Origin of the sequence: Flavobacterium branchiicola, from assembly GCF_018383905.1 — a bacterium.
GTDB lineage: Bacteria > Bacteroidota > Bacteroidia > Flavobacteriales > Flavobacteriaceae > Flavobacterium > Flavobacterium branchiicola.
This window is the reverse complement of record NZ_JAGYWA010000006.1, coordinates 323,731-348,239: the sequence shown is the minus strand read 5'-3', so window position 1 is coordinate 348,239 and position 24,509 is coordinate 323,731. Positions and strand designations below refer to the sequence as shown.

24 protein-coding genes, 1 tRNA gene and 1 pseudogene are annotated in these 24,509 nt (G+C 33.1%); 15 read left to right on the top strand and 11 right to left on the bottom strand.

Annotated features, from left to right (window positions below):
* Positions 1-10 precede the first annotated feature (10 nt).
* Positions 11-1,705, bottom strand: coding sequence for a M23 family metallopeptidase (locus tag KHA98_RS16850; protein ID WP_213259062.1), 1,695 nt, complete (start codon positions 1,703-1,705; stop codon positions 11-13).
* Between the two features lie 179 nt (positions 1,706-1,884).
* On the opposite strand from KHA98_RS16850, the gene KHA98_RS16845 reads away from it, so the two are divergent.
* The 3 genes from KHA98_RS16845 to rny all read left to right on the top strand — a co-directional run bounded on the left by KHA98_RS16845 (position 1,885) and on the right by rny (position 4,244).
* On the top strand, positions 1,885-2,175 hold the full coding sequence (locus KHA98_RS16845) for a hypothetical protein (RefSeq protein WP_213259061.1): 291 nt from the start codon (positions 1,885-1,887) through the stop codon (positions 2,173-2,175).
* A 5-nt stretch (positions 2,176-2,180) separates the two neighbouring features.
* Positions 2,181-2,474 (top strand): cell division protein ZapA, encoded by a 294-nt coding sequence (locus KHA98_RS16840; RefSeq protein ID WP_213259060.1) that lies wholly within the window; start codon positions 2,181-2,183, stop codon positions 2,472-2,474.
* A 207-nt stretch (positions 2,475-2,681) separates the two neighbouring features.
* On the top strand, positions 2,682-4,244 hold the full coding sequence (rny, locus tag KHA98_RS16835; protein WP_213259059.1) for a ribonuclease Y: 1,563 nt from the start codon (positions 2,682-2,684) through the stop codon (positions 4,242-4,244).
* 79 nt (positions 4,245-4,323) lie between these two features.
* Here the strand turns inward: rny and KHA98_RS16830 are convergent, their stop codons facing one another.
* The 4 genes from KHA98_RS16830 to KHA98_RS16815 form a co-directional block, all read right to left on the bottom strand.
* Positions 4,324-5,844 carry a sensor histidine kinase gene (locus tag KHA98_RS16830; protein ID WP_213259058.1) on the bottom strand — a complete coding sequence of 507 codons (1,521 nt, stop codon included), beginning with the start codon at positions 5,842-5,844 and terminating at the stop codon, positions 4,324-4,326.
* A gap of 140 nt (positions 5,845-5,984) precedes the next feature.
* The gene (gene xerD, locus KHA98_RS16825) at positions 5,985-6,881 is read right to left on the bottom strand and encodes a site-specific tyrosine recombinase XerD (RefSeq protein WP_213259165.1); all 897 of its coding nucleotides are present in this window, start codon (positions 6,879-6,881) and stop codon (positions 5,985-5,987) included.
* Between the two features lie 81 nt (positions 6,882-6,962).
* Entirely contained in the window at positions 6,963-7,550 is a 588-nt protein-coding gene (locus KHA98_RS16820; protein ID WP_213259057.1) for a porin family protein, read from the bottom strand.
* A 137-nt stretch (positions 7,551-7,687) separates the two neighbouring features.
* The gene (locus KHA98_RS16815; protein ID WP_213259056.1) at positions 7,688-8,263 is read right to left on the bottom strand and encodes a porin family protein; all 576 of its coding nucleotides are present in this window, start codon (positions 8,261-8,263) and stop codon (positions 7,688-7,690) included.
* Between the two features lie 583 nt (positions 8,264-8,846).
* Between KHA98_RS16815 and KHA98_RS16810 the strand changes: the two genes are divergently transcribed.
* From KHA98_RS16810 to KHA98_RS16800, 3 genes are all read left to right on the top strand, one after another.
* A complete protein-coding gene (locus KHA98_RS16810; RefSeq protein ID WP_213259055.1) occupies positions 8,847-9,404 on the top strand; it encodes a porin family protein in 558 nt (185 codons plus the stop codon).
* A gap of 112 nt (positions 9,405-9,516) precedes the next feature.
* Positions 9,517-9,930, top strand: coding sequence for a type II 3-dehydroquinate dehydratase (gene aroQ / locus KHA98_RS16805; RefSeq protein WP_213259054.1), 414 nt, complete (start codon positions 9,517-9,519; stop codon positions 9,928-9,930).
* 70 nt (positions 9,931-10,000) lie between these two features.
* Positions 10,001-12,490 (top strand): DUF5686 and carboxypeptidase regulatory-like domain-containing protein, encoded by a 2,490-nt coding sequence (locus KHA98_RS16800; RefSeq protein WP_213259053.1) that lies wholly within the window; start codon positions 10,001-10,003, stop codon positions 12,488-12,490.
* Positions 12,491-12,764: 274 nt separating this feature from the next.
* Here the strand turns inward: KHA98_RS16800 and KHA98_RS16795 are convergent, their stop codons facing one another.
* The 4 genes from KHA98_RS16795 to KHA98_RS16780 form a co-directional block, all read right to left on the bottom strand.
* On the bottom strand, positions 12,765-13,643 hold the full coding sequence (locus KHA98_RS16795) for a cation diffusion facilitator family transporter (RefSeq protein ID WP_213259052.1): 879 nt from the start codon (positions 13,641-13,643) through the stop codon (positions 12,765-12,767).
* An 89-nt stretch (positions 13,644-13,732) separates the two neighbouring features.
* The gene (murA, locus tag KHA98_RS16790; RefSeq protein WP_213259051.1) at positions 13,733-15,046 is read right to left on the bottom strand and encodes a UDP-N-acetylglucosamine 1-carboxyvinyltransferase; all 1,314 of its coding nucleotides are present in this window, start codon (positions 15,044-15,046) and stop codon (positions 13,733-13,735) included.
* A gap of 89 nt (positions 15,047-15,135) precedes the next feature.
* Positions 15,136-15,858: a DUF4290 domain-containing protein gene (locus KHA98_RS16785; protein ID WP_213259050.1), complete on the bottom strand. Its 723-nt coding sequence runs from the start codon at positions 15,856-15,858 to the stop codon at positions 15,136-15,138.
* A gap of 3 nt (positions 15,859-15,861) precedes the next feature.
* A complete protein-coding gene (locus tag KHA98_RS16780; protein WP_213259049.1) occupies positions 15,862-16,158 on the bottom strand; it encodes a DUF493 family protein in 297 nt (98 codons plus the stop codon).
* Positions 16,159-16,420: 262 nt separating this feature from the next.
* Between KHA98_RS16780 and KHA98_RS16775 the strand changes: the two genes are divergently transcribed.
* From KHA98_RS16775 to KHA98_RS16750, 6 genes are all read left to right on the top strand, one after another.
* Complete coding sequence (locus KHA98_RS16775) at positions 16,421-17,338, top strand: alpha/beta hydrolase family protein (RefSeq protein ID WP_213259048.1); 918 nt, start codon at positions 16,421-16,423, stop codon at positions 17,336-17,338.
* A gap of 294 nt (positions 17,339-17,632) precedes the next feature.
* A complete protein-coding gene (locus tag KHA98_RS16770) occupies positions 17,633-18,166 on the top strand; it encodes an AAA family ATPase (protein WP_213259047.1) in 534 nt (177 codons plus the stop codon).
* Positions 18,167-18,230: 64 nt separating this feature from the next.
* A complete protein-coding gene (locus tag KHA98_RS16765) occupies positions 18,231-20,126 on the top strand; it encodes a RecQ family ATP-dependent DNA helicase (RefSeq protein WP_213259046.1) in 1,896 nt (631 codons plus the stop codon).
* Positions 20,126-21,073: a methionyl-tRNA formyltransferase gene (gene fmt, locus KHA98_RS16760; protein WP_213259045.1), complete on the top strand. Its 948-nt coding sequence runs from the start codon at positions 20,126-20,128 to the stop codon at positions 21,071-21,073. The genes KHA98_RS16765 and fmt overlap by 1 nt, the downstream gene beginning before the upstream one ends.
* Before the next feature lie 180 nt (positions 21,074-21,253).
* Complete coding sequence (locus tag KHA98_RS16755) at positions 21,254-21,526, top strand: HU family DNA-binding protein (RefSeq protein WP_012022249.1); 273 nt, start codon at positions 21,254-21,256, stop codon at positions 21,524-21,526.
* Between the two features lie 127 nt (positions 21,527-21,653).
* Positions 21,654-22,214, top strand: coding sequence for a YqgE/AlgH family protein (locus tag KHA98_RS16750; protein ID WP_057117838.1), 561 nt, complete (start codon positions 21,654-21,656; stop codon positions 22,212-22,214).
* Here KHA98_RS16750 and KHA98_RS16745 read toward each other — a convergent pair.
* Complete coding sequence (locus KHA98_RS16745; RefSeq protein WP_213259044.1) at positions 22,211-23,047, bottom strand: aminotransferase class IV; 837 nt, start codon at positions 23,045-23,047, stop codon at positions 22,211-22,213. The two genes, KHA98_RS16750 and KHA98_RS16745, sit on opposite strands and share 4 nt — an antisense overlap.
* 54 nt (positions 23,048-23,101) lie before the next feature.
* A complete protein-coding gene (locus KHA98_RS16740; protein ID WP_213259043.1) occupies positions 23,102-23,494 on the bottom strand; it encodes an START-like domain-containing protein in 393 nt (130 codons plus the stop codon).
* 150 nt (positions 23,495-23,644) lie between these two features.
* Here KHA98_RS16740 and KHA98_RS16735 point away from each other — a divergent pair.
* From KHA98_RS16735 to KHA98_RS16725, 3 genes and pseudogenes are all read left to right on the top strand, one after another.
* Positions 23,645-23,718: transfer RNA gene (locus KHA98_RS16735), tRNA-Met, on the top strand.
* A gap of 51 nt (positions 23,719-23,769) precedes the next feature.
* Positions 23,770-24,027, top strand: a pseudogene (locus tag KHA98_RS16730) (GIY-YIG nuclease family protein).
* Between the two features lie 166 nt (positions 24,028-24,193).
* Positions 24,194-24,451, top strand: a complete 258-nt coding sequence (locus tag KHA98_RS16725; RefSeq protein WP_213259042.1) for a hypothetical protein — start codon at positions 24,194-24,196, stop codon at positions 24,449-24,451.
* The last annotated feature ends 58 nt before the right edge of the window (positions 24,452-24,509 follow it).

The window sequence follows — 24,509 nt, the reverse complement described above, 5'->3', positions numbered from 1 at the left end:
GACTTGGTTTTTATTTTTGTTGACTTCTAAAAAATTTAGTCTCAAAGATAGCAGAATTTCCTACATTATCAACTACTTCAATTTTCAGTGTATTTTCACCCTCGGTTAAATACTGATTATCAAAAGTATGTGTAATTTTTCTATTTTTATTCTCATATTCAAATAAAACCCAATTTCCGTTTAAAAATCCGTTGTACGATTTAATTCCGGATGATGCATCACTTATAATAAACTCAATTTTCCTTTGGTCACTAATCCATTTTCCTTCGACCGGTTTGGTTATTTTTATAACCGGAGCAATGGTATCCAGAACCAATCCGTATTGTCCAAGGATTTTAGCTTTGGCGGTAAAAACATCTCCTTTTCTAATTGTACCATTATAACTACTGCTTGCACCACTCATTCTTCCTATAAAAAGTTTATCGCGCAAGTTTTCCGGATAAGTATCGTTTTTTATGGTAATTGTAAAATTTGAATGCACTGGAACTGTATCATCATGAATATAAATTCGATTGTTTTTTACATCAAAATTTAAATTAAAATCATCATAAAATGTTTTAGCAGGAAAGAAGACCGACATATTATCTTTTTCAAAATTGGTATCTTTATTATATCTCACAAAATATGGAGATGTGACAGGTTCCGGCGCCACAAGCGGAGTTGCATTATCATATTCAATCGGAACAGTAATTGAATTTGCGTTCCCAAAATAATCCGAAACTTCAATTTTATATGAAGAAGCCAAATTTGGTTCAGCCGAAATTATCCCTCTAAGCGAATCTGTTTTAATAATACTCAATGCAAATGGAGTTTTCATAAAGAGTTTTTGTACACGCTGACTTGTCTTTTTATATCTTGGATAATCAATAAATGCATTTATATAACGCATTTCATCAAAAGAATAGGTGTTAAACTGATAATTGTAATTCTGATTTCCGTTTAAAAAAGTAGAAACATTAAAAACGCCATTTTTATTAAACGAAACATCATCAGTATCAACTGCATTAATTCCGAAACCGATTTTCCCATTTGCCTTTACTTTTCCGGCAAGATAAGTTCCATCCTTTTGCAAAGTTAAATTAAGCAACAAAGGCTGTTTTGACTGATTTACGACTGAATTATCTAACGGATAAACATATAAACTGGACAAAGTTGGTTTTTTAGTGTCTTTGATATTTTTATCAAAACCAAAAAAGATCGGATTAATTACAAATTCAGTTTTTGAATCCCTAATTTCAAAATGCAAATGCGGCCCTTCTGAAGATCCAGTATTACCTGAAAGTGCAATTAATTGTCCTTTTGTTACCGGAAGTTCGCCTGGTTTTAGAAACATTTCAATTTCATAGGCCTTCTCTTTGTAATGATTTTTAGTAACATATTCCTGAATTGAGCCCACTGTAGTTTGTAAATGGCCATAAACAGAAGTATAGCCATTTGGATGGGTTATGTAGATACACTTTCCGTTTCCGAAAGTCGAAATTTTTATTCTCGATACATAGCCATCGGCAATCGCATAAACATTTAATCCTTCTCTTTGATTTGTTTTTAAATCAAAGCCCGCATGAAAATGATTCGGCCTTAATTCCCCGAAATTTCCCGAAAGCTGCATTGGAATATCAAGTGGGGGGCGAAAATAATCTTTAGGATATTGTGTCTGAGCGAAAACAAAATGACAACACAAAAAGGCAAATACGGAGAATTTCATAACTAACATTTTTGCTAAGATAAAAAATTAACAGGGAAAAACCGAGAGTTAACACACAAAAACACAAATAATTGAATTTCATTAACTTACCTATTTTTAATGTAAAAAAATCGATAAAAAATTGCATTAATAAAAAGGAATACTAACTTTGTATGATTAAGTAATGAATAGGATTTATAATGAGTGTAATTGCCGAAATAATTGATACTCTTGAATATAAAGTCCAGAGGCTGTTTGAGAAATCAAAAGGTCTGGAGAAAAACAATCAGGTTTTACAATTAGAATTAACCAAAGCTGTTCAAATTATTCAGAAACAATCTGAAGAAATTGAAGCTTTGAAAAAGCAATATGAAACACTAAAAATAGCCAATTCGTTGCTCGGCAGCGACAATAATAAGAGAGAGACAAAGCTTAAAATAAATTCATTAATTCGCGAAATTGATCACTGTATAGCACAACTATCAGATTAGGAAACATGGACGGAAAGCTTAAAATCAAAATATCAATTGCAGACAGAGTTTACCCCTTAACGGTTGAACCCTCTCAGGAAGAAGGACTTCGCAGTGCTTCAAAAAAAATTGATGCTATGATCAAGCAATTCGAAGAAAGTTACGCCGTTCGCGACAAGCAAGATGTACTGGCCATGTGCGCCCTGCAATTTGCATCACAGGTTGAACAAAAACAAATTGACAACGCAATCGATGGAAATGAAACTATCGAAAGAATTAAAAATTTAAATTTGCTTTTAGATCAATATCTCGAAAACTAAACGTTCTTTACAGAAACTAAGATACTGCCTACATTAGTTCACAATTGGTAAACTCAACACTAACAATTTAGAATGAGCGAATCGTCACTACTATAGTATGCCCTCCTTTGGCTGGGAAACTTGAACAGTGAGTTAGCTCAAAACTTGTCTTTACGAGTTTATTCAAGCAATTAATGTAGGCTTTTTTATATATAAATTTTAACAAACATGGACATAATAACGATCATTATTTCAGGTATTGTGGGTATTGCAGCAGGTTTTGCAATAGCTAAAATTATCGAGAAAAGTAATATTTCTAACCTAATCAAAAACGCTAAAAAAGAGGCAGCTTCAATTTTAAAAGACGCTAATTTAGAGGCTGAAAATATCAAAAAAGATAAAATCCTTCAGGCAAAAGAACGTTTTATCGAATTAAAATCTGAACACGAACAAGTTATTTTAGCAAGAGATAAAAAAGTTGCTGAGGTAGAAAAACGCGTTCGCGATAAAGAATCTCAAGTTTCTAACGAGCTTTCTAAAGCTAAAAAAGTAAACGATGATTTTGAAGCTAAAACTCAAGAGTACAACAACAAAATTGAAGTTTTAGATAAAAAACAAAGTGAAGTTGATAAACTTCACAAAAGTCAGTTACAGCAATTAGAAGTAATCTCAGGACTTTCTGCAGATGAAGCAAAAGAGCAATTAGTAGAAGGTTTAAAAGCCGAAGCTAAAAGTAAAGCAATGTCTCATATTCAGGATACTATTGAAGAGGCAAAACTTACAGCACAACAAGAAGCGAAGAAAATCATCATTAATACAATTCAAAGAGTTGGAACAGAAGAAGCAGTTGAAAATTGCGTTTCTGTTTTCAACATTGAATCTGACGATGTAAAAGGTAGAATTATTGGTCGTGAAGGTCGTAACATTAGAGCTTTGGAAGCTGCTACAGGAGTTGAAATCATTGTTGATGATACACCAGAAGCTATTATCCTTTCTTGTTTTGACCCTGTTCGTAGAGAAATCGCTCGTTTGTCATTACACAAATTAGTAACTGACGGACGTATTCACCCTGCAAGAATTGAAGAAGTTGTTGCCAAAACAGCTAAACAAATCGATGACGAAATTATTGAAGTTGGAAAACGAACTGTAATCGACTTAGGAATTCATGGTTTACACCCTGAATTGATTAAAGTTGTGGGTAGAATGAAATACCGTTCTTCTTACGGACAAAACTTATTACAACACTCAAGAGAAGTTTCTAAGCTTTGCGGTATTATGGCAGCAGAATTAGGACTTAACGTAAAATTAGCAAAAAGAGCTGGTTTACTACACGATATTGGTAAAGTTCCAGATACAGAAAGCGATCTTCCGCACGCACTTTTAGGTATGCAATGGGCTGAAAAATATGGTGAAAAAGAAGAAGTATGTAATGCAATTGGAGCGCACCACGACGAAATAGAGATGAAATCATTATTATCTCCAATTATTCAGGTTTGTGATGCCATTTCAGGAGCGAGACCAGGCGCTAGACGTCAGGTTCTGGATTCATACATTCAGCGTTTGAAAGATCTTGAAGAAGTAGCATACGGTTTCTCTGGTGTAAAAAATGCTTACGCAATTCAGGCTGGTAGAGAACTTCGTGTAATCGTAGAAAGTGAAAAAGTTTCTGATGATAATGCAGCAAATCTTTCATTTGAGATTTCACAAAAAATCCAAACAGAAATGACTTATCCGGGTCAGGTAAAAGTGACCGTAATTAGAGAAACAAGAGCAGTTAATATTGCTAAATAAATCCTCTAAAACATAAAAACAAAGAAGGCTATCTTTAATTAGATAGCCTTCTTTGTTTTATATCAGTTTTAAAATAGCGTTACAAATCCCCAAAGATAATTTTAAAACTCGTCCCTACTCCAACTTCACTTTCCACTTTAATCGTTCCCTTCATTGCTTCTATTTGATTTCTGGTGATATATAAGCCAATTCCGCGAGCTTCTTCATGTTTATGAAAGGTTTTATACATTCCGAATAAAAGATCGCCGTGAATCGCTAAATCAATCCCTAAACCATTGTCTGTAATTTTTAATGATTTATGTCCGTCCGGTTCAATTGCAAAATCAAAAATAATTAAAGGATCACGATCCGGATGCGCATATTTTATGGCATTGGTGGTAAAATTCAGCAAAACACTTTCCAGATATGCCGGATTAAAATTAATAGTGAGATAATTTGGCACATTATTAATCATTGTAACATGCTTACGTTTATCAAATCCTTTAATTGTTGAAATTGTTTTTTCAATATACTCACAAAGTTTCAACGGAACAACCGCAATATTGATATTACTTTGCGTTTTTACAATTTGGGTTAGATTTGAAATAGTATCATTCAAATCATTGGAAACAGTTCGCAAATGTATCAACATCTCATTTACGGTTTGCTTATCGACATCGGCATCAATAAAATCTAAAATTGATTTTATATTCCCCGCCTGCGTATTTAAGTTATGCGAAACTATATGCGAAAAATTCAGCAATCTGCTGTTCTGATCGCTGTATAATTTCATTGTTTTCATCAGCTCTAATTCTTTCTCTTTCTGCAAAGAGACATCTGTGTGCGTACCGATGACCCGCAAAGGCTTTCCGTTTTCATCACGTTCAATCACTTTACCGCGATCCAGAATCCATTTATAATGTCCGCTCGAAGTCATTACACGATGGTAATTTTCGTAATACGGAATCTTATTATCAAAATGCTCGTGAATATCAGAGTAATATTTTGGGAGATCATCAGGATGAACAATTTTGTCCCAACGTTCCGGATCATCAAAAATATCTGTTGATTCTAATTCTAAAATTTTCAACGAAAGTGAAGAATAAAAAACACTATTGGTTACCATATTCCAATCCCAGATTCCAACTGTAGAAGCATCGAGAGCAAACTGAAAACGTTCTTCGGATATACGAAGCCTTTCTTCTTTATCTTTTAAATCGGTGATATCAGAAACATGTCCAAAAAAACTCACGCGTTCGTCAGGAGATTTTTCAGTTTTGCAGGAAACCTTAAACCATCGTAAACCTTTTTTGGGTAAAACAGCCCTAAATTCAATCTCCCACGGTTTTACGTCTTTTCGTGCAGCAACTAAAGTCTCAAAAAAGAAATTTCGATCGTCTGGAAAAATGCGGTCGTAGATAAGCAATTTAATTTCGTTGGTAAATTCTGTAGCAGAAATCTCAAAAATATCATCAGCAGATTTACTAACAAGAGGAAAAGAGTAATTATTATCTTTATCTATTACAAACTGAAAAAGCAAATCGGGCATTTCAGCCAATAATTTTTTATAAAAATTATTTACTTCCAAGCAATCTTCATTTCCATATAAATCAAAAACCATACATTACCTTTTTTAGCAAATTCAATCATTAAAACAGGATAAAAGTAAAAAAATGCAGTTTGTCGATTTTATTTACCTTTAATAGAAAATATCATACAATATATTAATTTTTGGGATAAAAATACCTGCCTGCAAAAAAATTATTTTCGAGGGTGAAAGGAATACATCACTTCTTTTAAGAAACTTCTGTCTAAATGCACATAAATTTCTGTGGTCGTAATTGACTCATGTCCCAACATTAACTGAATGGATCTTAAATCTGCGCCGTTTTCTAATAAGTGAGTTGCAAAAGAATGACGAAGCGTATGCGGGCTAATATTTTTCTTTAAACTTACCTTAACAGCGAGATCTTTTATAATAGTAAATATCATAGCCCGGGTAAGCTGGTTACCTCTTCTGTTTAAAAACAAAGTATCCTCAAAACCTTTCTTTATAATTAAATTAGAACGGATTTCATTTTTGTAAATCTCAATATATTTTTTAGTCAGTTTTCCGATAGGAACAAATCTTTCTTTATTTCCTTTACCGGTGATTTTAATAAAACCTTCTTCAAAAAACAGATCCGATATTTTAAGCGAAATTAATTCTGAAACCCTCAAACCACATCCATATAAGGTTTCTAAAATTGCTCTGTTTCGCTCACCTTCATTTGTACTTAAATCAATTGCGGCAATAAGTGCATCAATTTCGCTTACCGCTAAAGTATCCGGCAATTTACGTCCCGTTTTTGGTGTCTCTATTAATTCTAACGGATTGTCGTTTCGGTAATCTTCAAAAACCAAATAATTAAAAAAGCTTTTAAGCCCCGAAATAATGCGCGCCTGCGATCTCGGATTTACTTCTTTTGAAACCGCATATATAAATTCCTGAACGGTTTCGTCCTTAATTTTTACAGGAGAAACATCAATTTGATTTGTTTCTAAAAAAAGACACAAACGCTCGATATCAAAACTATAATTTTCGATCGTATTTTTAGACAAACCTCTTTCTATGCGCAGATACGACTGATAATCTTTTATATAATTACTCCATTTCATATTTACAAAGTAAAACATTTTTAGCATAAAAAAACCTGCCCGAGTCAGGAAGGTTTTTAAATATTTTATACAAAGAAAGTATTAGAATTTGTATGCTAATGAAAATGCAAAATTGCTGTTTTTAAAGTTTGCATTATACAAATCAGGATAATCCTGAGATTCATCAGAAGTATCATTTGCATCTGTTAAACCAATAGTGTAACGAGCATTTATAGAAATGTTTTCTGTAAAATTATATCCACATCCTAAATTGAAACCAAAATCTGTTGATTTAAAAATATCACTAACATCTTCACCTCTGGCTTTGGCAGAAAGTAAAAAGCCAATTTGAGGTCCCGCTTCAACAGAAAATGCATCTGTAATGTAATATTTAGCCAGAACCGGAATATTTAAATAATTCACTTTTACGGTAGTATTAGAATCTCCGTTGAAACCTTCAATTGTTGTTCCTTGTGTAGAAAACAAAAATTCAGGCTGAATTGCAAATTTTTCCGCAACCTTTATTTCCGCAAAACCTCCAATATGAAAACCTATTAAAGATTTGACATCTTCCTGATAACCTGTAAAATTGGAAACATTTAGTCCGCCTTTTACCCCATATCTGGTCGATTGCGCATTCAAAAATCCAAATACCATAACTGCTATTGCAGATAAAATTACTTTTTTCATTTTTTATCTTATTTAAATTATCATTTACAAAAATAAGTTTTTTCCTATAGCATTGTTGTGTTTTTTATTTAAATATTACTTATAAAAAAACCTTCCTGAATCAGGAAGGTTTTAAAGTATTTTATTCTAAGAAGATATTAGAATTTATAACCTAAAGTTACTGCAAAAACACTGTTTTTTGGGCTATCGTAATAATCGTCCCAAGTCTCAGCATCATTATCTGCTATATTAGACAAACCTACAGTATAACGAGCATTTACTGAAAAATTATCAGTAAAGTTGTATCCAACTCCAAAATTAAATCCTGTATCAACAGATTTAAAACCATCTTTAACATCTTCTCCTTCGCTTTTCGCAGAAACTAAAAATCCTAATTGTGGTCCAGCTTCAGCAGTAAATTGTTTAGTGATATAAAATTTAGCTAAAACAGGTACGTTGATATAATTTAGTTTAGTATCAAAATCGCTATTACCAAATTTAAGCTGAGCACCTTGAGTAGAAAATAAAAGCTCTGGCTGAATAGACAATCTCTCAATAACTTTAATCTCGGCAAAACCTCCAACTTGAAAACCTACCAAAGAGTTTGCATCATAGTAATTACCTCCAGCAAAAGATGTGATATTAAGACCTCCTTTTACTCCAAATCTTGTTTCCTGAGCATTCGTAAATGCAAAAGCCATTACTGCAATCGCAGATAAAATAATTTTTTTCATTTTTTTTGTTTAGGATTAAATTAATTGAGCCAAATATAAAAATATACTGCTTAAAAAAACACTTTTATTTTAACAAATAAATTAGTACTCCCAATAATCAAAATCTCGTTTAGTACTCCTTTAAATCTTTAAATAATTTATACGTAGATTTTTCCAGACATATCTTATTTTACTATTCATATTAACTATGTATAAATCAAGCTTATTAACAATTTTTCTTTGATTCGTTTAAACTAACTTAAGTCGATATTTCTAGTATTGCCAAAACCATCAGAAGCAGCTAAGAACAACTTTTCTTATTATTTATTATTCGAAATTTAAATTTAAAAATAAGACTATACTGATTAAAAAATAATTGAAATCAAAAAAAGCCTTAAATAAATAAGACAGAATTAGACTACAAATAAACAACTGATTTTCAAACAATTAAAAGAAAATCATCAACATTCGCTACCTAAAGACAAATAAAAAAGTGTCAATTTTAATAATTATATAAAGGAAGTTATAAAACAATAAATCTAAAAAAATGTAGTTTTGACCTGTAGATAACATTTTATAAATACCAATTTTTAAAAACCTTTTTATGAAAAAGATACTTTTAGTAGCTGCATTTTGCCTTGCAACATCTGCTACAGTACACGCACAATTGTTAAAATTAGGAGTTAAGGCAGGGGTTAACTTTGCTAGTCAAACGGGAGATTTTCCAGATCAAATTAATAAAGACGGAATTACAAGTTTTCATGCTGGTTTGGTTGCAGAAGTAAAATTATTAGAGAAATTTTCTATACAACCAGAGCTTTTGTACTCTACTACTGGAGCATCATATAAATTTAGTGATGTTAGCGAAGACATTAAAAACGAATTAGGATATATCGCTATTCCGGTTATGGCAAAATTTTATTTAAATAAAACAATAAGTCTGGAAGTTGGTCCACAAGCTTCTTTTTTAGTTAGCGAAAGAAACGACTTCGATGTTAAAAATGGTGAAACTTTCGAGTTTGGTGTTAACGCCGGATTAGGAGTAAAACTTACAGAGAGCATCTTTTTACAAGGTCGCTACGGCTTAGGTTTGACAGACGCTTCTAAAAATGCTGATATCAAAAACTCAGTATTTCAAATTTCTGCAGGATTCATGTTCTAAAAGAATATCACATAGTTTTATAAAAACCGTTCTATTAATTAGAACGGTTTTTTTATTTTTACACTTCTTGAAAAATGAGTTCAAATCACTCTAATTAAAATTAAAACCATTTATGAAAATCTGCATTATCAACGGACCCAATTTAAATCTTTTAGGAAAAAGAGAACCGGAAGTTTACGGAAGTCAGACTTTTGAAGATTATTTTGAAACGTTGCAGCAAAAATTTCCAAACATTGAACTTTCTTATTACCAAAGTAATATAGAAGGCGAATTGATTGGAAAAATTCAGGAATGTGGTTTTACTTTTGATGGAATTATTTTAAATGCCGGTGCTTATACGCACACTTCTATAGGTTTGGGCGACGCGATGAAAGCCGTTACAACTCCCGTAATCGAAGTTCATATTTCAAATACTTATGCGCGTGAAAGCTTCAGACATCAATCGTATTTGTCCGGAAATGCAAAAGGTGTTATTTTAGGTTTTGGCTTAAAAAGCTACGAATTAGCTATTCAGTCTTTTTTGTAAAACGTTATTTAACAAATTATTAATAAGCTCATTTTTAAGTTATTTTATTTTTGTGAGAGAAACCACTTTCATGAAAAACTATACTTTATTTGCCTTTTTATTTTTTTCAATTTCAACCTTTGCGCAAATCAAAGGCACAATTACAGACGAAAAAGGAAATCCTTTGCCTTTCGTTTCCGTTTTTGAAGAAAACACTTATACAGGAACAACTTCTAACGAACAGGGAAAATATCAACTCAACGTAAAAGAGATTGGTAAAAACCGAATCGTTTTTCAATATTTGGGTTTTAAAACTCAAAAATCGACTGTTTCAGCAGATTCAAAAACCGTGACATTAAACATTGTACTGCAGGAAGAAAGTTTTGCATTGAATGAAGTGGTTATTGATCCCAAAAACAATCCTGCAAATGCAATTATAAAAAGTGCAATTGCAAATAAAAAAGACAATTCTGAAAAAACAGCACGTTACACTGCCGATTTTTACTCCAAAGGAATGTTTAAAATAAAAGATCTTCCAAAGAAAATAATGGGATTGAAGGTCGATATCGGCGAGGAAATGGCTTCAAATTTAGACTCGACCGGAACCGGAATTTTATATTTATCAGAAACGATTTCGAAAATTTCTTTCGAAAAACCCGGAAAATTAAAAGAGAAAATCATTGCTTCTAAAGTTTCAGGAAACAATAAAGGATTTAGTTATAATACAGCTACTTTATCGACTTATGATTTTTATGACAATACATTAGAATTCAACATTAACCTTATCTCTCCGATCGCAGATAATGCTTTCAATTACTACAAATACAAACTAGAAAGTACTTTTTTTGACGACAATAATCAGCAAATTAATAAAATTAAAGTCACACCAAAACGTGATAAAGAACCTGTTTTTGAAGGTTACATTTACATAGTCGATGATAGTTTTGCCATTTATGCCATCGATTTGGACATAAAAGGGTATAGAATGAAAAATGAATTTACTGAAACTATGAACTTAAAGCAGAGTTTCAGCTATAACACTAAAAATAAAGTATGGTCAAAAAATGCACAGACTCTTTCTTTTAATGCCGGTGCTTTTGGTGTAAAGTTTTCCGGAAAATTCAATTATGTTTATTCGAATTATGAGTTTCCGGCTTCTTTTGAAAAGAAAACATTTGGCAATGAAATTGTAGCTTTTGAAGCCGACGCAAATAAAAAAGATGATGCTTTCTGGAATCAAATCAGACCCATTCCTTTAACGATTGAGGAAAGCAATGATTATACTAAAAAAGACAGTTTACAAACCATAAGAAAGTCTCAGAAATATACTGATTCTATAGATGCCAAAACCAATAAGTTTAAAATATTGGATATCATTATGGGTTACGAATATAAAAACACTTTCAAAAAATACTCTTTTGAGTATAACGGCTTACTGAATCTTTCTTCATTAAGTTTCAATACGGTACAGGGATTTAATCTTGATTCTGGTTTTTCATTTAAAAAATGGAATGAAGAAAAAGGAACCCGTACTTCTATAAGTACAACATTTAATTATGGTTTCTCGGATGAACGTTTTCGCGTTACGGGCGAGTTCAGTCACAAATTCAACAATATAAATTATGCTACAATTTGGGCTTCGGGCGGAACAAAAGTTGCTCAATTTAATAGTGCTCAACCAATAAGTAACTTTGTCAATTCTATAAGTTCATTGTTTTTTAAAGACAATTATATGAAACTTTACAATTTAGAATTTGCTCAGATCAATTATTCGCAAGATGTGGCAAACGGAATAAATCTAAATGCAAAAGTAGCTTACGAACAACGAAAACCATTGTTTAATACAACGGATTATTCTTTCTTTAAAAAAGATGATATTTATTCCTCCAACAATCCGCTGGCACCAAATGATTTTACAACTCCGGCTTTTGATCCTCATCATTTATTTAAAGCGGCTTTGACCGCCCGAATCGATTTTGGAAATAAATATATTTCCCGTCCTGACGGAAGATATAATTTTAAAAATGATAAATACCCAACGCTCTTTCTGGCTATTGAAAAAGCTTTTGCTGCCAGCGAAAAGAAATATGAATTTGAAAGAATCGGTGCTTCCGTACAATATGATTTGTCCTTAGGAAACAAAGGAATTCTGGGAATGAATTTTAGAGGTGGAAAATTCTTTAATGCCGAAAATATTTCTTTTATCGATTACAGACATTTTAACGGAAACCAAACTCACATAGGCACAACTGATCGTTATCTAAATGTTTTCAACCTAATGCCTTATTATGCTAACAGTACAAATAACAGCTATTTTGAAATGCATCTGGAACATAATGACATGGGATTTGTAACCAATAAAATTCCGTTGATAAATCTTTTAAAATCGACAATGAATATAGGATTTCACGCTTTGGCAATTCCGGATAAAAAGCCTTATTCTGAGTTTACAGTTGGTCTAGACAATCTTGGGTTCGGAAAATTTAAATTCTTCAGAATAGATTATGTTCATTCATACCAAAGCGGAATTCAGCAAAATGGTGTTGTGTTTGGTTTGAAGATTTTGAATGTGTTGGATTAAAGGAAAGGTGCTGAGGTTCTGAGATGCTAAGATTCTAAGTTTTTTCTAAACTCCGCTTTGGTTAAAACCAAAGGTTATGTTTATAAGAGTAAATCTCATAGTTTAAAATAAAAAAACCGCTTAAATTGTGGTCTGGTTTTACGCAGATTTCACAGATTTAAGCGGATTTTTTTATTTTTGTACTACACTTTGCGAGGGCTTCGACTTCGCTCAGCCTGACAAGCGTTATCAAAGGAAAACCTTAGTACCTTAGAACCTTTGCCCCTTTGAACCTTTAAGAATGATAATCATCTGGCTCGATATGAATCAACACATTTCCGAGTTCCGGGATTTCTTCTTTTAATTTATCTTGCAATTTGTGTGACAATTCATGTCCTTCTTTTACCGAAATTTTAGCCGAAACTATGGCATGAAGATCTACGTGATAACGCATTCCTGCTTTGCGGATAAAACATTTCTCGGTTCCAAGAATTCCTGGTACCAACAATGCTTTTACGCGAATTTCTTCAACTAGATCATCATTTAAATTTTCATCCATGATTTCACCGAGTGCCGGCCTGAAAATCTTATAACTATTATAAAGAATAAAAAAAGCAGCAAAAAGTGCCGCCCAGTCATCAGCAGATTCATAACCTTTACCCATAACGAGCGCAATCGTAATTCCGATAAACGCCGCTACCGAAGTTATGGCATCACTACGATGGTGCCAGGCATCGGCAGCTAAAGCAGAACTATTAGTTTGCTTGCTGCGTTTCATTACTAGTCGGAATGAATATTCTTTCCAGATAATAATAGCTCCCAAAACATATAAGGTCCAGGATTTAGGCAAATCATGAGAAACCCTGATATTCGCAATACTTTCGTAACCAATAATAGTTGCCGAAGTAATTAAAAATCCAACTACCAAAAAAGTAATTAAAGGTTCTGCACGACCATGACCGTAAGGGTGATTTTCATCGGCAGGTTTATTAGAATACTTGATTCCGAATAAGACCAGAAAAGACGAAAAAATATCGGTTGTTGACTCAATTGCATCTGCAATCAAGGCGTAAGAATTGCCAAAAAAACCTGCTAAACCTTTTACAAGGGCTAAGCAGGTGTTTCCAACTATACTAAAGTATGTAGCTTTTATAGCTTTTTGTTCGTTTGTCATAACGGACATCTATTTTTTTTCCAAGAATTCACGAATTTAAATCTTCAAAGATTATCAAAAATAATTCGTGAATTCGTGGCTATTTCAATTTAGGCTCTTACAATTTTTGCTCCAATTGCTCTTAAACGCTCATCGATACGCTCGTATCCACGGTCGATTTGTTCGATATTCTGGATTGTACTTGTTCCTTTTGCAGAAAGCGCTGCGATCAATAATGAGATTCCTGCACGAATATCAGGAGAAGACATTGTTGTCGCTTTTAGTTGAGACTCAAAATTATGCCCCATAACCACCGCTCTGTGCGGGTCACATAACATGATTTTTGCTCCCATATCAATTAATTTATCCACGAAGAATAAACGACTTTCGAACATTTTTTGATGAATTAAAACATCTCCTTTTGCCTGAGTTGCCACAACCAAAACGATACTTAATAAATCTGGAGTAAATCCTGGCCAAGGTGCATCTGCAATTGTAAGGATAGAACCATCGATATCTGTTTTTACTTCGTATCCGTCTTTATGAGCAGGAATGTAAATATCGTCGTTACGTTTTTCGATTGTAATACCTAATTTTCTAAAAGTATTCGGAATCAAACCTAAATTTTCCCAGCTTACATTTTTGATTGTAATTTCACTTTTTGTCATAGCCGCAAGACCAATCCAAGAACCAATTTCGATCATATCCGGTAAAATTCTGTGCTCACATCCACCAAGGCTTTCAACACCTTCGATAGTTAATAAGTTAGAACCAACTCCAGTGATTTTGGCTCCCATAGAGTTCAACATTTTGCATAACTGTTGCAAGTAAGGCTCACAAGCAGCATTGTAAACTGTCGTAATTCCTTTTGCCAAAACTGCAGCCATAACAATGTTTGCTGTTCCAGTTACAGATGCTTCGTCTAATAACATATCTGTACCTGTTAAACCTCCTTCAGGAGACTCAACACCATAAAAGTGATCTTCTCTGTTGTATCTGAATTTTGCTCCAAGGTTAATAAAACCTTCAAAGTGCGTATCTAATCTACGACGACCAATTTTATCTCCTCCCGGTTTTGGAATATATCCTTTTCCGAAACGAGCCAAAAGCGGTCCAACAATCATAATAGAACCACGAAGTGCTCCACCTTCTTTTTTGAAAGCTTCAGTTTCTAAATATCCAACATTAACCTCATCAGCCTGAAAAGTGATTGAACTTGGTTCATTGCGTTGAATTTTCACCCCTAAATTACCCAACAAAGTGATTAATTTATTGATGTCTATAATATCAGGAATATTATTAATTTTTACTTTCTCTCCTGTTAGAAGCACGGCACATAAAATTTGTAATGCCTCATTTTTTGCTCCTTGTGGAGTGATTTCTCCTTTTAAAGGAATACCTCCTTCGATTTTAAAAATTCCCATAGATTTCTTTTAGGTTCTAAAGTTCTTAGATTCTAAGGTTCTGAGCTAAAATCTTAGCATCTTAGTCTCTTAGCATCTTAGCCCCTTTTTTATTTCTGATTATTATTTTTCTGAAAAGGTTTTTTACCGCCTTTATTGTTGTTATTCTTGTTGTTCTGAATTTTTGGCTGTCCGGCCGGTGAGATTTTATTTGACATACGCTTATTTGTACGCATTAAATCAGTTGTATTCAGAAGCTCTTCTGTGCTTTGTAATAAATTGATTTTTCCTCCGGATAACTCATATAAATGTTCGAAAATGACATCGTCTTTTACCGTGTCTTTGTTCCAGCTCAAAAATGATTTTTTCATATGATTTGCAATCACCAAAACCAAAGCGTTTTTCATCTCGCCATCTTCCCATTTATTGGCAACATCAATCATATATTTGATGTTATTACCATAAAATCTGTATTTCGGAAAATTTTGCGGGTATTGTAAAACATCCGGCTTTAACTCCAAAACTTCTCTCGACGGAATTGGATATGGCGACTCTACATCTAATTTAAAATCAGACATTATAAAAAGCTGATCCCATAATTTATGCTGAAAATCGGGTACATCACGCAAATGCGGATTCAAGCTCCCCATTACCTGTATGATGTATTTTGCCGCTTTATTACGCGTTTCAGCATCTTCAATAACAGTTGCCTGATCGATCAGTTTTTGCAAATGACGACCATACTCCGGAATCAATAAACGCTGTCTTTCAGAATTGTATTCTAAATTAAAAACGACGTCGTTGGCATTCTCTTTTTTATATTTTTCGTTCATAAGTTATAATGAAACTATACCTTCTATTGTAGAAACTTCTTTGTATTTACTAATCACATGATCAGAACCGTGCATTGTAACGTCTACAGAAATACTGGTAAATTTACCGGTTTTAGATTTTGTTGTTTTAATAACGGCACCCATACTGTCAAAAGCTTTTTCAACACGCTCTACATTATCTGCAAGTGTTGGCACTATAAATTTATACAAATATTCTGCAGGCCAAGTATTTGAGTTATCTAATTCGACCTTTAATCTTTCGTAAAATTCGGCTGTATTTTTTTCTTTATCGTTCTCCATTCGTAATTAAAAATAAACGCAAATATACGCTTTTGATTTTAGATTTATGATTTTAGAATTTAGATTTTTTGACTCTAAAAATGAGTGTGTGTTTTTGACACGAATTACACTAATCAGCACTAATTATTCCATCTTAAAACTCAATTTCCTTAATTTTAATTAACTTGGCAAATCAAAAAAATAAAAATTAGCCAAATTTGTCAAATTCGTAGCACAAAAACTTTGCGCCTCTGCGTCTTTGCGAGATTAAAAACACAATGCGATGAAAAAAATCATCTTCTTCCTTTTTACATTTTTTACTTTTTTCAACAGTAATGCACAAGAAGTAAAAACCATGGCTTACTTCCAAAACGATACTTTAAAACTGGATTTAGATTTATATCTGCCAAAGAAAAAAGCGAATGAAAAAATTCCGCTAATTATGTTTGCTTTTGGAGGAGGGTTCTCTGGTGGCGAACGTACAAGCGAAAAGGAATTCGGAATGTTTATGGCCCAAAATGGTTATGCAGTTGCCAGCATTTCGTATACTTTATATATGAAAGGAAAAGATTTTGGCTGCAAAGGAACCTTGACCGAAAAAGTAAAAGCCATTCAGATTGGCGTTAGCGATATGTGGCAGGCAACTTCTTATTTAATTGAAAATGCCGATAAATATAATCTCGATACTTCAAAAATCTTTATTTCCGGAATTAGTGCCGGAGCCGAAATTGGTTTTCACGCCACTTTTTGGGATTATAAACTAATGAATTTATATAAAAATAATTTGCCTGAAAATTTCAAATACAAAGGTTTTATCGGTGGTTCGGGCGCCATTCAGGATATTAATTTAATTACAAAAGAAAAAGCGATTCCGATGTTATTGGCGCACGGAAATAATGACGATACGGTTCCGTACAGTGCGGGCTCACATCGCTCATGCCCAACAAATGCTTCAGGCTGGCTGATTCTTTTTGGTTCTTATGCAGTTTACAATCAAATGAATGTTTTACATAAGGATATCGAGCTGATTACTTTCTGCGGAGGCGGACATGAATTCTCCGGCTATCTTTTTCATCAGGGACAGCAATATGTTTTGGACTTTGTGAATGATGTTTTGAAAGAAAATAAATTCCAATCACATTTGATTATTCCTTCAAATAAAAAAGGCAAGGATTCTGAGAAGTATTTGTTTTGTAACTAAATGAATTTGGCTAAAGCCGAAATACTACAAATCATAAGAATTCCGTTGGTTAAAACCAACGGCAACTCAAAATTATCATTTCGACTGGACTAAAGTCCAGCCCTACAAAATTTTGCGAGCCACTGGCTCTTTTTTCTTCGGTTTCGAAGGAACAATTCATACTGTTGCGCCGGACTTTGGTTCGGTTTACAAAAGCATTCCAATTTCATTAAAATACCAAATCTTTCGTTTCTAATAAATATTCTTTTTAATTATAATAAGTTTTAGGTAAATTTGCGCTTTATTTTTAGAATAGTGCAAAAAGAAATCATAGTTCTCCTTGGCGGTCCTGGTACAGGAAAATCTACGCTTATTAACGAATTAGTAGCTCGTGGCTACTGCTGTTACCCTGAAATTTCCAGACAAGTTACACTCGAAGCGCAGCAACGAGGCATTGACCAATTGTTTTTGGAAGAGCCTTTATTGTTTAGTGAAATGCTACTGGAAGGTCGTATTCAGCAATTTAAAAATGCTAAAGAAGAACCGGACAATGTTGTTTTTATAGACAGGGGAATTCCAGATGTTGTCGCTTATATGGATTATATTGGTGATGAATACCCAGAACATTTTACAAAAGCATGTGAGGATTTCAAATATTCTAAAACTTTTATTTTACCACCTTGGGAAGAAATTTATCAGAGCGACACCGAGCGTTATGAAAATTTTGAACAGGCATTGGAAATTCAGGATCACCTTATTGAAACCTATAAGAAATACGGTTACGATTTAATTGAGGTTCCTAAAGATACAGTTGAAAACAGAATTCTTTATATCTTAGATAAAATTTAGTGGCGGGTTTAAAGTTGCAAAACTAGAAACTGATTTCTAAATTTTTAACTTTAATACTTTGGCCATGCAAGAAGCACAAGAGATTCTTTTAAAATACTGGAAACACGAAAGTTTTCGACCTTTGCAAAAGGAAATTATCGATTCGGTTTTAGAGGGTCACGATACTTTTGCGCTGTTACCAACGGGAGGCGGAAAATCAATTTGTTTTCAGGTTCCGTCGATGATGCGCGAAGGAATTTGTCTTGTGGTTTCGCCTTTGATTGCTTTAATGAAAGATCAGGTGGCGAACTTGCAGAAAAGAAACATTAAAGCAATTGCACTTACAGGCGGAATTCACACGGAAGAGATTATCGATCTTCTGGACAACTGTCAATACGGAAATTACAAATTCCTTTATCTTTCGCCGGAACGTTTACAATCGGACTGGATTCTGGAACGTATCAAAAATCTTCCTATCAATCTAATTGCTATTGATGAGGCGCATTGCGTTTCACAATGGGGTCATGATTTTAGACCAGCTTATTTAAAAATCTCTGAACTTAAAAAGTTCTTTCCTAAAATTCCGTTTTTGGCTTTGACCGCGACAGCTACTCCAAGGGTTGTTGAAGATATTAAAACCGAACTAGGTTTAAAAGATGTTACACTTTTTCAGCAGTCTTTTGAGAGAAAGAATATTGCTTACATGGTTTTTGAAGTTGAAGACAAATTATATCGCGTTGAGCAGATTTTAAAGAAAAATCCTCAGCCCTCTATTATATATGTGCGAAATAGAAAATCTTGCTTGAATATTTCAACACAATTACAATCTCTGGGCTTTAGGGCAACCTATTATCACGGAGGACTTTCTTCTCAGGAAAAAGATAAGAATATGCAATTGTGGATGTCGGAACAGGCGCAAGTTATCGTGGCGACAAATGCATTTGGAATGGGAATTGACAAGGACAATGTTAAAACCGTTATTCATACACAATTACCTGAAAACTTAGAAAATTACTATCAGGAATCCGGAAGAGCGGGACGAAATGGCGAGAAAGCCTTTTCGGTATTATTATTTAATAACTCCGACGCCAATCAAACGGAACAGCAATTTTTAAGCATTCTTCCCGATAAGAAATTCCTAAAAACCATGTACATTAAGCTCTGTAATTATTTTCAGATTGCTTATGGCGAAGGTTTAGACGATTCGTTTTCTTTTAAAATGAATCATTTTTGTAATAAATACGACTTTCCTACTTTAAAAACGTATAATGCTTTGCAATTTCTGAATCAGCAGGGAATCATTACAATGTCTCAGGAATTTTCAGAAAAAGTTACAATGCAGTTTTTAATCGAATCGAAAGAAGTAATTCGATACATGAGTCTGAATCCGAATGACGAAGAAATTATTCTGGCTATTTTGAGAACCTATCCGGGAATTCACGAAATGAAAACTCCGCTGAATCTTTCGTTAATTGCGAAGAAATCAAATCATTCTGAAGAGCAGATTTCGGCGCTTTTAGAAAAATTAAAAGAAAAGGAAATCATCGAATATAAATCTAAAAACAACGACGCAACAATTTTGTTTAATGAAGTTCGCGAAGATGATTTAACTATAAACAGGATTTCTAAATATCTCGAAAAACAAAACAAACTTAAAAGAGATCAGCTTTCTTCTGTCTTATACTATATAAAGGAAGACAAAACGTGTAAAAACAGATTGGTTCTGGATTATTTTGGCGAAGAAACTACAGCAAATTGTGGTGTATGCTCCTATTGTATTACTCAAAAAGGAAAAATCACCGAAGCCGATTCTATTGCCGATAAAATTTTGCATCTTTTAAAAGCGACTGCTTTGACTTCCAGAGAAATTCAGAATCAGATAAAACTAGATGCAAACGACATTCTTTTGGTGCTTCAGGAATTATTAGAAAACAATCATATCGTTATTTTGGCGAATAATAAATATACTTTAAAATCATAATGGAAAAATTACGTATTATATTCATGGGAACTCCGGAATTTGCTGTTGGCATTCTGGATACCATTCTTAAAAACAATTACGATGTTGTTGGTGTTATTACAGCTGCAGATAAACCTGCAGGACGCGGACAAAAAATAAAATATTCGGCTGTAAAAGAATATGCTTTAGAAAATAATCTAACACTTTTGCAACCTACTAATTTAAAAGACGAAGGTTTCCTGGCTGAATTAAAAGCCTTAAATGCAAATCTTCAAATTGTTGTTGCTTTTAGAATGTTGCCAAAAGTTGTATGGGAAATGCCAAGTCTGGGAACATTTAATCTTCATGCTTCTTTATTACCAAACTATCGAGGAGCAGCTCCGATAAACTGGGCTATTATTAATGGAGAAACTAAAACTGGTGTCACTACATTCTTTATTGATGATAAAATCGATACCGGAGCTATGATCTTAAACTCAGAAATTGCAATTGAGCCAACAGAAAATGCCGGACAACTACATGATCGATTAATGAATTTAGGAAGCACAACTGTTATTGATACTTTGAAAATTATTGAAAACGGAAATGTAACTACTACAATTCAGGAAGATAATGCTGAAATAAAAACAGCTTATAAACTAAATAAGGAAAATTGTAAGATCGACTGGACAAAATCTGGCGATGAAATCAATAATCTTATTCGAGGTTTAAGCCCTTATCCGGCAGCATGGTGTTTTTTGAAGGATAAAGATGAGGAGTTGAATGTGAAAATATATGAGGCAAAACTAGTTCCTGAAGATCATTCACACGAAATCGGAAGTTTAATTAGCGGTAAAAAAGAAATCAAAATTGCGATTAAAGAAGGCTACATTCAGCTATTAAGTTTACAATTACCCGGAAAAAAAAGAATGCAAGTTGCAGAATTGCTCAACGGCATCACTTTTTCTGATAGTGCCAAGGTGTATTAAGCTCAGTAAAACAGGGGTTTCTACCTGATTTTGATCGATGAACAACCTGCTTTATGAACAAAAAAAGCAAGTTATTAACAATTATAGCTAAATTTATGGAAAACACTTGCACGCAACGGATTTCCTACTAAATTTGTGTATTAACAATTTTTTTTAACCAACAATTAATAACTAATTATTATGAACAAATCAGAATTAATCGATGCTATCGCTGCTGATGCAGGAATCACAAAAGCTGCGGCAAAATTAGCTTTAGAGTCATTTTTAGGAAATGTAGGAACTACTTTGAAAAAAGGCGGAAGAATTTCATTAGTAGGTTTCGGATCTTGGTCAGTATCTGCTAGAGCTGCTAGAGATGGTAGAAATCCTCAAACAGGAAAAACTATCAAAATTGCTGCTAAAAACGTAGTAAAATTTAAAGCTGGAGCTGAATTAGAAGGTGCAGTGAACTAATCTACAAGTTCTCTAAACTTATATTATAATCAAAACCTTCCTTATGGAAGGTTTTTTTATGCGGTTTAACGATTTTATTTGGGATTTTAATTTTTTTATGATTAAATTTAATAAAAATTGTAGCCGTATGATTTCAGAAAAATTAAAAAAAGGACACCTGCTTATTGCCGAGCCTTCAATAATTGGAGATTTATCTTTTAACAGATCGGTAATATTATTAGCAGACCATAACAAAGAAGGATCAATAGGTTTTATCATTAATAAACCATTAAAATATACTATTAATGACTTAATACCGGAGATTGAGGCCAACTTTAAAATATACAATGGAGGACCTGTTGAACAGGACAATCTGTATTTTATTCACAATATTCCAGAACTGATCCCGAATAGTGTCGAGATTTCTAATGGAATTTATTGGGGCGGAGATTTTGAGTCAACAAAGGACTTAATAAATGACGGATCTATTAGTAAAAATAATATTCGTTTTTTCTTAGGCTATACCGGTTGGGACGAAAATCAGCTTGAAAATGAAATGCAGGGAAACTCCTGGATCATTGCTGATAATAATTACAAGAACAAGATTATTGGTAAATCGACCACTCATTTTTGGAAAGAACAAATTATTGAGCTTGGCGGTGATTATCTTATTTGGTCAAATGCACCTGAAAACCCATATCTGAATTAATTTTCAGATATGGATTCATTTAATTTGTTCGCTAATAACTGAGCCAAATTACTTGTAAATTCTTTTTTTCGGTATTTAGTTATCGGCTGTATTCCCATGATTACATTGGTTAGAAATAATTCATCCGCTTTTTGAAGATCAAAAGGCGAAATTACTTCTTCTACAACTTCTATGCCCTCCATTTTCTTTGCAAGGGCCAAAATCTGCTTGCGCATAATTCCGTTTAAACAACCTTCTGATACTGGAGGCGTTACCAACTTTTTACCCACAACCATAAATAGATTTCCCTGTAAAGCTTCGACAACATTTTTACTGTCGTTCATTAAAATACAGTTTGCCAAACCATTCTCGCTTGCAAATATACTTCCAGTAACATTAATCATCTTATTAGTCGTTTTAATAGACGATAATAATTGTTTGGTTACATAGAAATCTTTATACAAATCAACTTCATATTCAGCTGTATTTAATACGTATGAAGTGTTTGCAAGAGACGTTGCGTGAATTAAAAATGACACTTCATTGGTTTGTGGCAAATATAATCCTCCGTTTTTTCTAAAAACAGTGATTCGTGCTCTGGCTGAAGAGGCAATATTTTTTTGCTGAACAAGATTTAAAATTTGCTCTTCAAAATATTCCATGGTAAAATTCATTGGAATCTCCATTCTCACCACTCGCATTGAAGCCATTAATCTAAAATAATGATCCTCAAGAAACAAAACTTTATTGTTGATGATTTTTACTGTTTCAAAAACGCCATCGCCGTACAAAAATGCACGATTCTGAGTTAATACATTTTCTTCTAGTCCGATGTTTCCGTTAAAATTGATCATAAAAAAACCCTGAATTTTGTTCAGGGCAAATATAAGTTATATAATAGACTTTTACTAAACAGATCCTATAAGATGTTTTAAGTCTGAGATTTGATTCTCCCACAATTGTTTAGCTTCTCCTACTTCTTCTTTTTCAGCGAAATCAACTACCATTAATGATACATCTTTAGTTAACTCATCAACTAAAATATGTAATTCAAAAAAGTATTCAGTATCCTTACTGCTTTCATCAACCCATTTAAATTTTACTTTTTCTCCGGTTTTTTTAGAAGCCAGACGTGCTTTTTCCTGAGAATCATTCCAGATGAATGTAAAAAATTCACCTCTTGAATTAACATTGTCAGCAAACCATTCTGATAAACCTGACGGAGTTGATATATATTGATACAATAATTGCGGCGAAGAATTGATCGGAAACTCGATTTCGTAACGTATTTTTTGATCCATGTGCTACTTTTAATTTTTTCGAAATATAAGAATATATGTCCGAAAACAATGCATTTTTAAAAATATTTTTTTTTCTTCATTTTATGCTTGTTTGCTTTAATAATATTTCTATCTTTGCACCCGCAATCAGGAATTCATGATAGCAGTCCAGGCGAGGTAGCTCAGTTGGTTAGAGCGCAGGATTCATAACCCTGAGGTCACGGGTTCAACTCCCGTCCTCGCTACAGTTAAAACACCACTTTTGTGGTGTTTTTTTTTGTTATAAACTTTAAGTTATGGAAGAATTTGTTGTCTACATTTTATACTCCGAAAAATTCAATAAGAACTACACTGGATTCACCTCTAGTTTAATTGAACGTTTTAAATCTCATAATTAGCTTGGAACTAAGGGATATACTTTAAAGTTTAGACCATGGAAAGTAATTTATGTTGAGTTTTTCACTTCTAAAGCTGAAGCCATGAAAAAAGAAAAACATTTAAAATCCGGAACTGGAAGAGAATTCATTAAAAATCTTATTAAGTCAAACATATAGCAAGATTCATATCCGCCGCGGCGGACACGAGTTTAACTCTCGTCCTTCCTATAAAAGACAAAACCCTTAAACAGCAATATTTAAGCTTTTTTATTCAAAATAAGTCTTTATTAAGTGAGGAACTTTATTAAATTAGCATCTGCAAACAAAGTAACTTAGAAACAGCATGGACATAGTTAAATTTAAAATCACATCAAAAACGATAAAAGTAGAAGTACGCAATTCGAATAATTATGTTTTTAACTTTAATACTGCGCTGGAAATTGAAAAAGCAGACAAAGATGTTTTATTAAAACTATACAATGCCTTAGATCTTTTGTTTAAAAAAGAAAATGCTGTTGAGAACAAAAACTACATTGCACCAAACCAGACTAATATCCTGGATCAGATTTCTGATGCTGATAATGTAGAGGAGAAAAAATAGACCAACTATCTTCTACTAATTAAAATTCTATTCTGCCTTATTATAAACAAAACAGGTA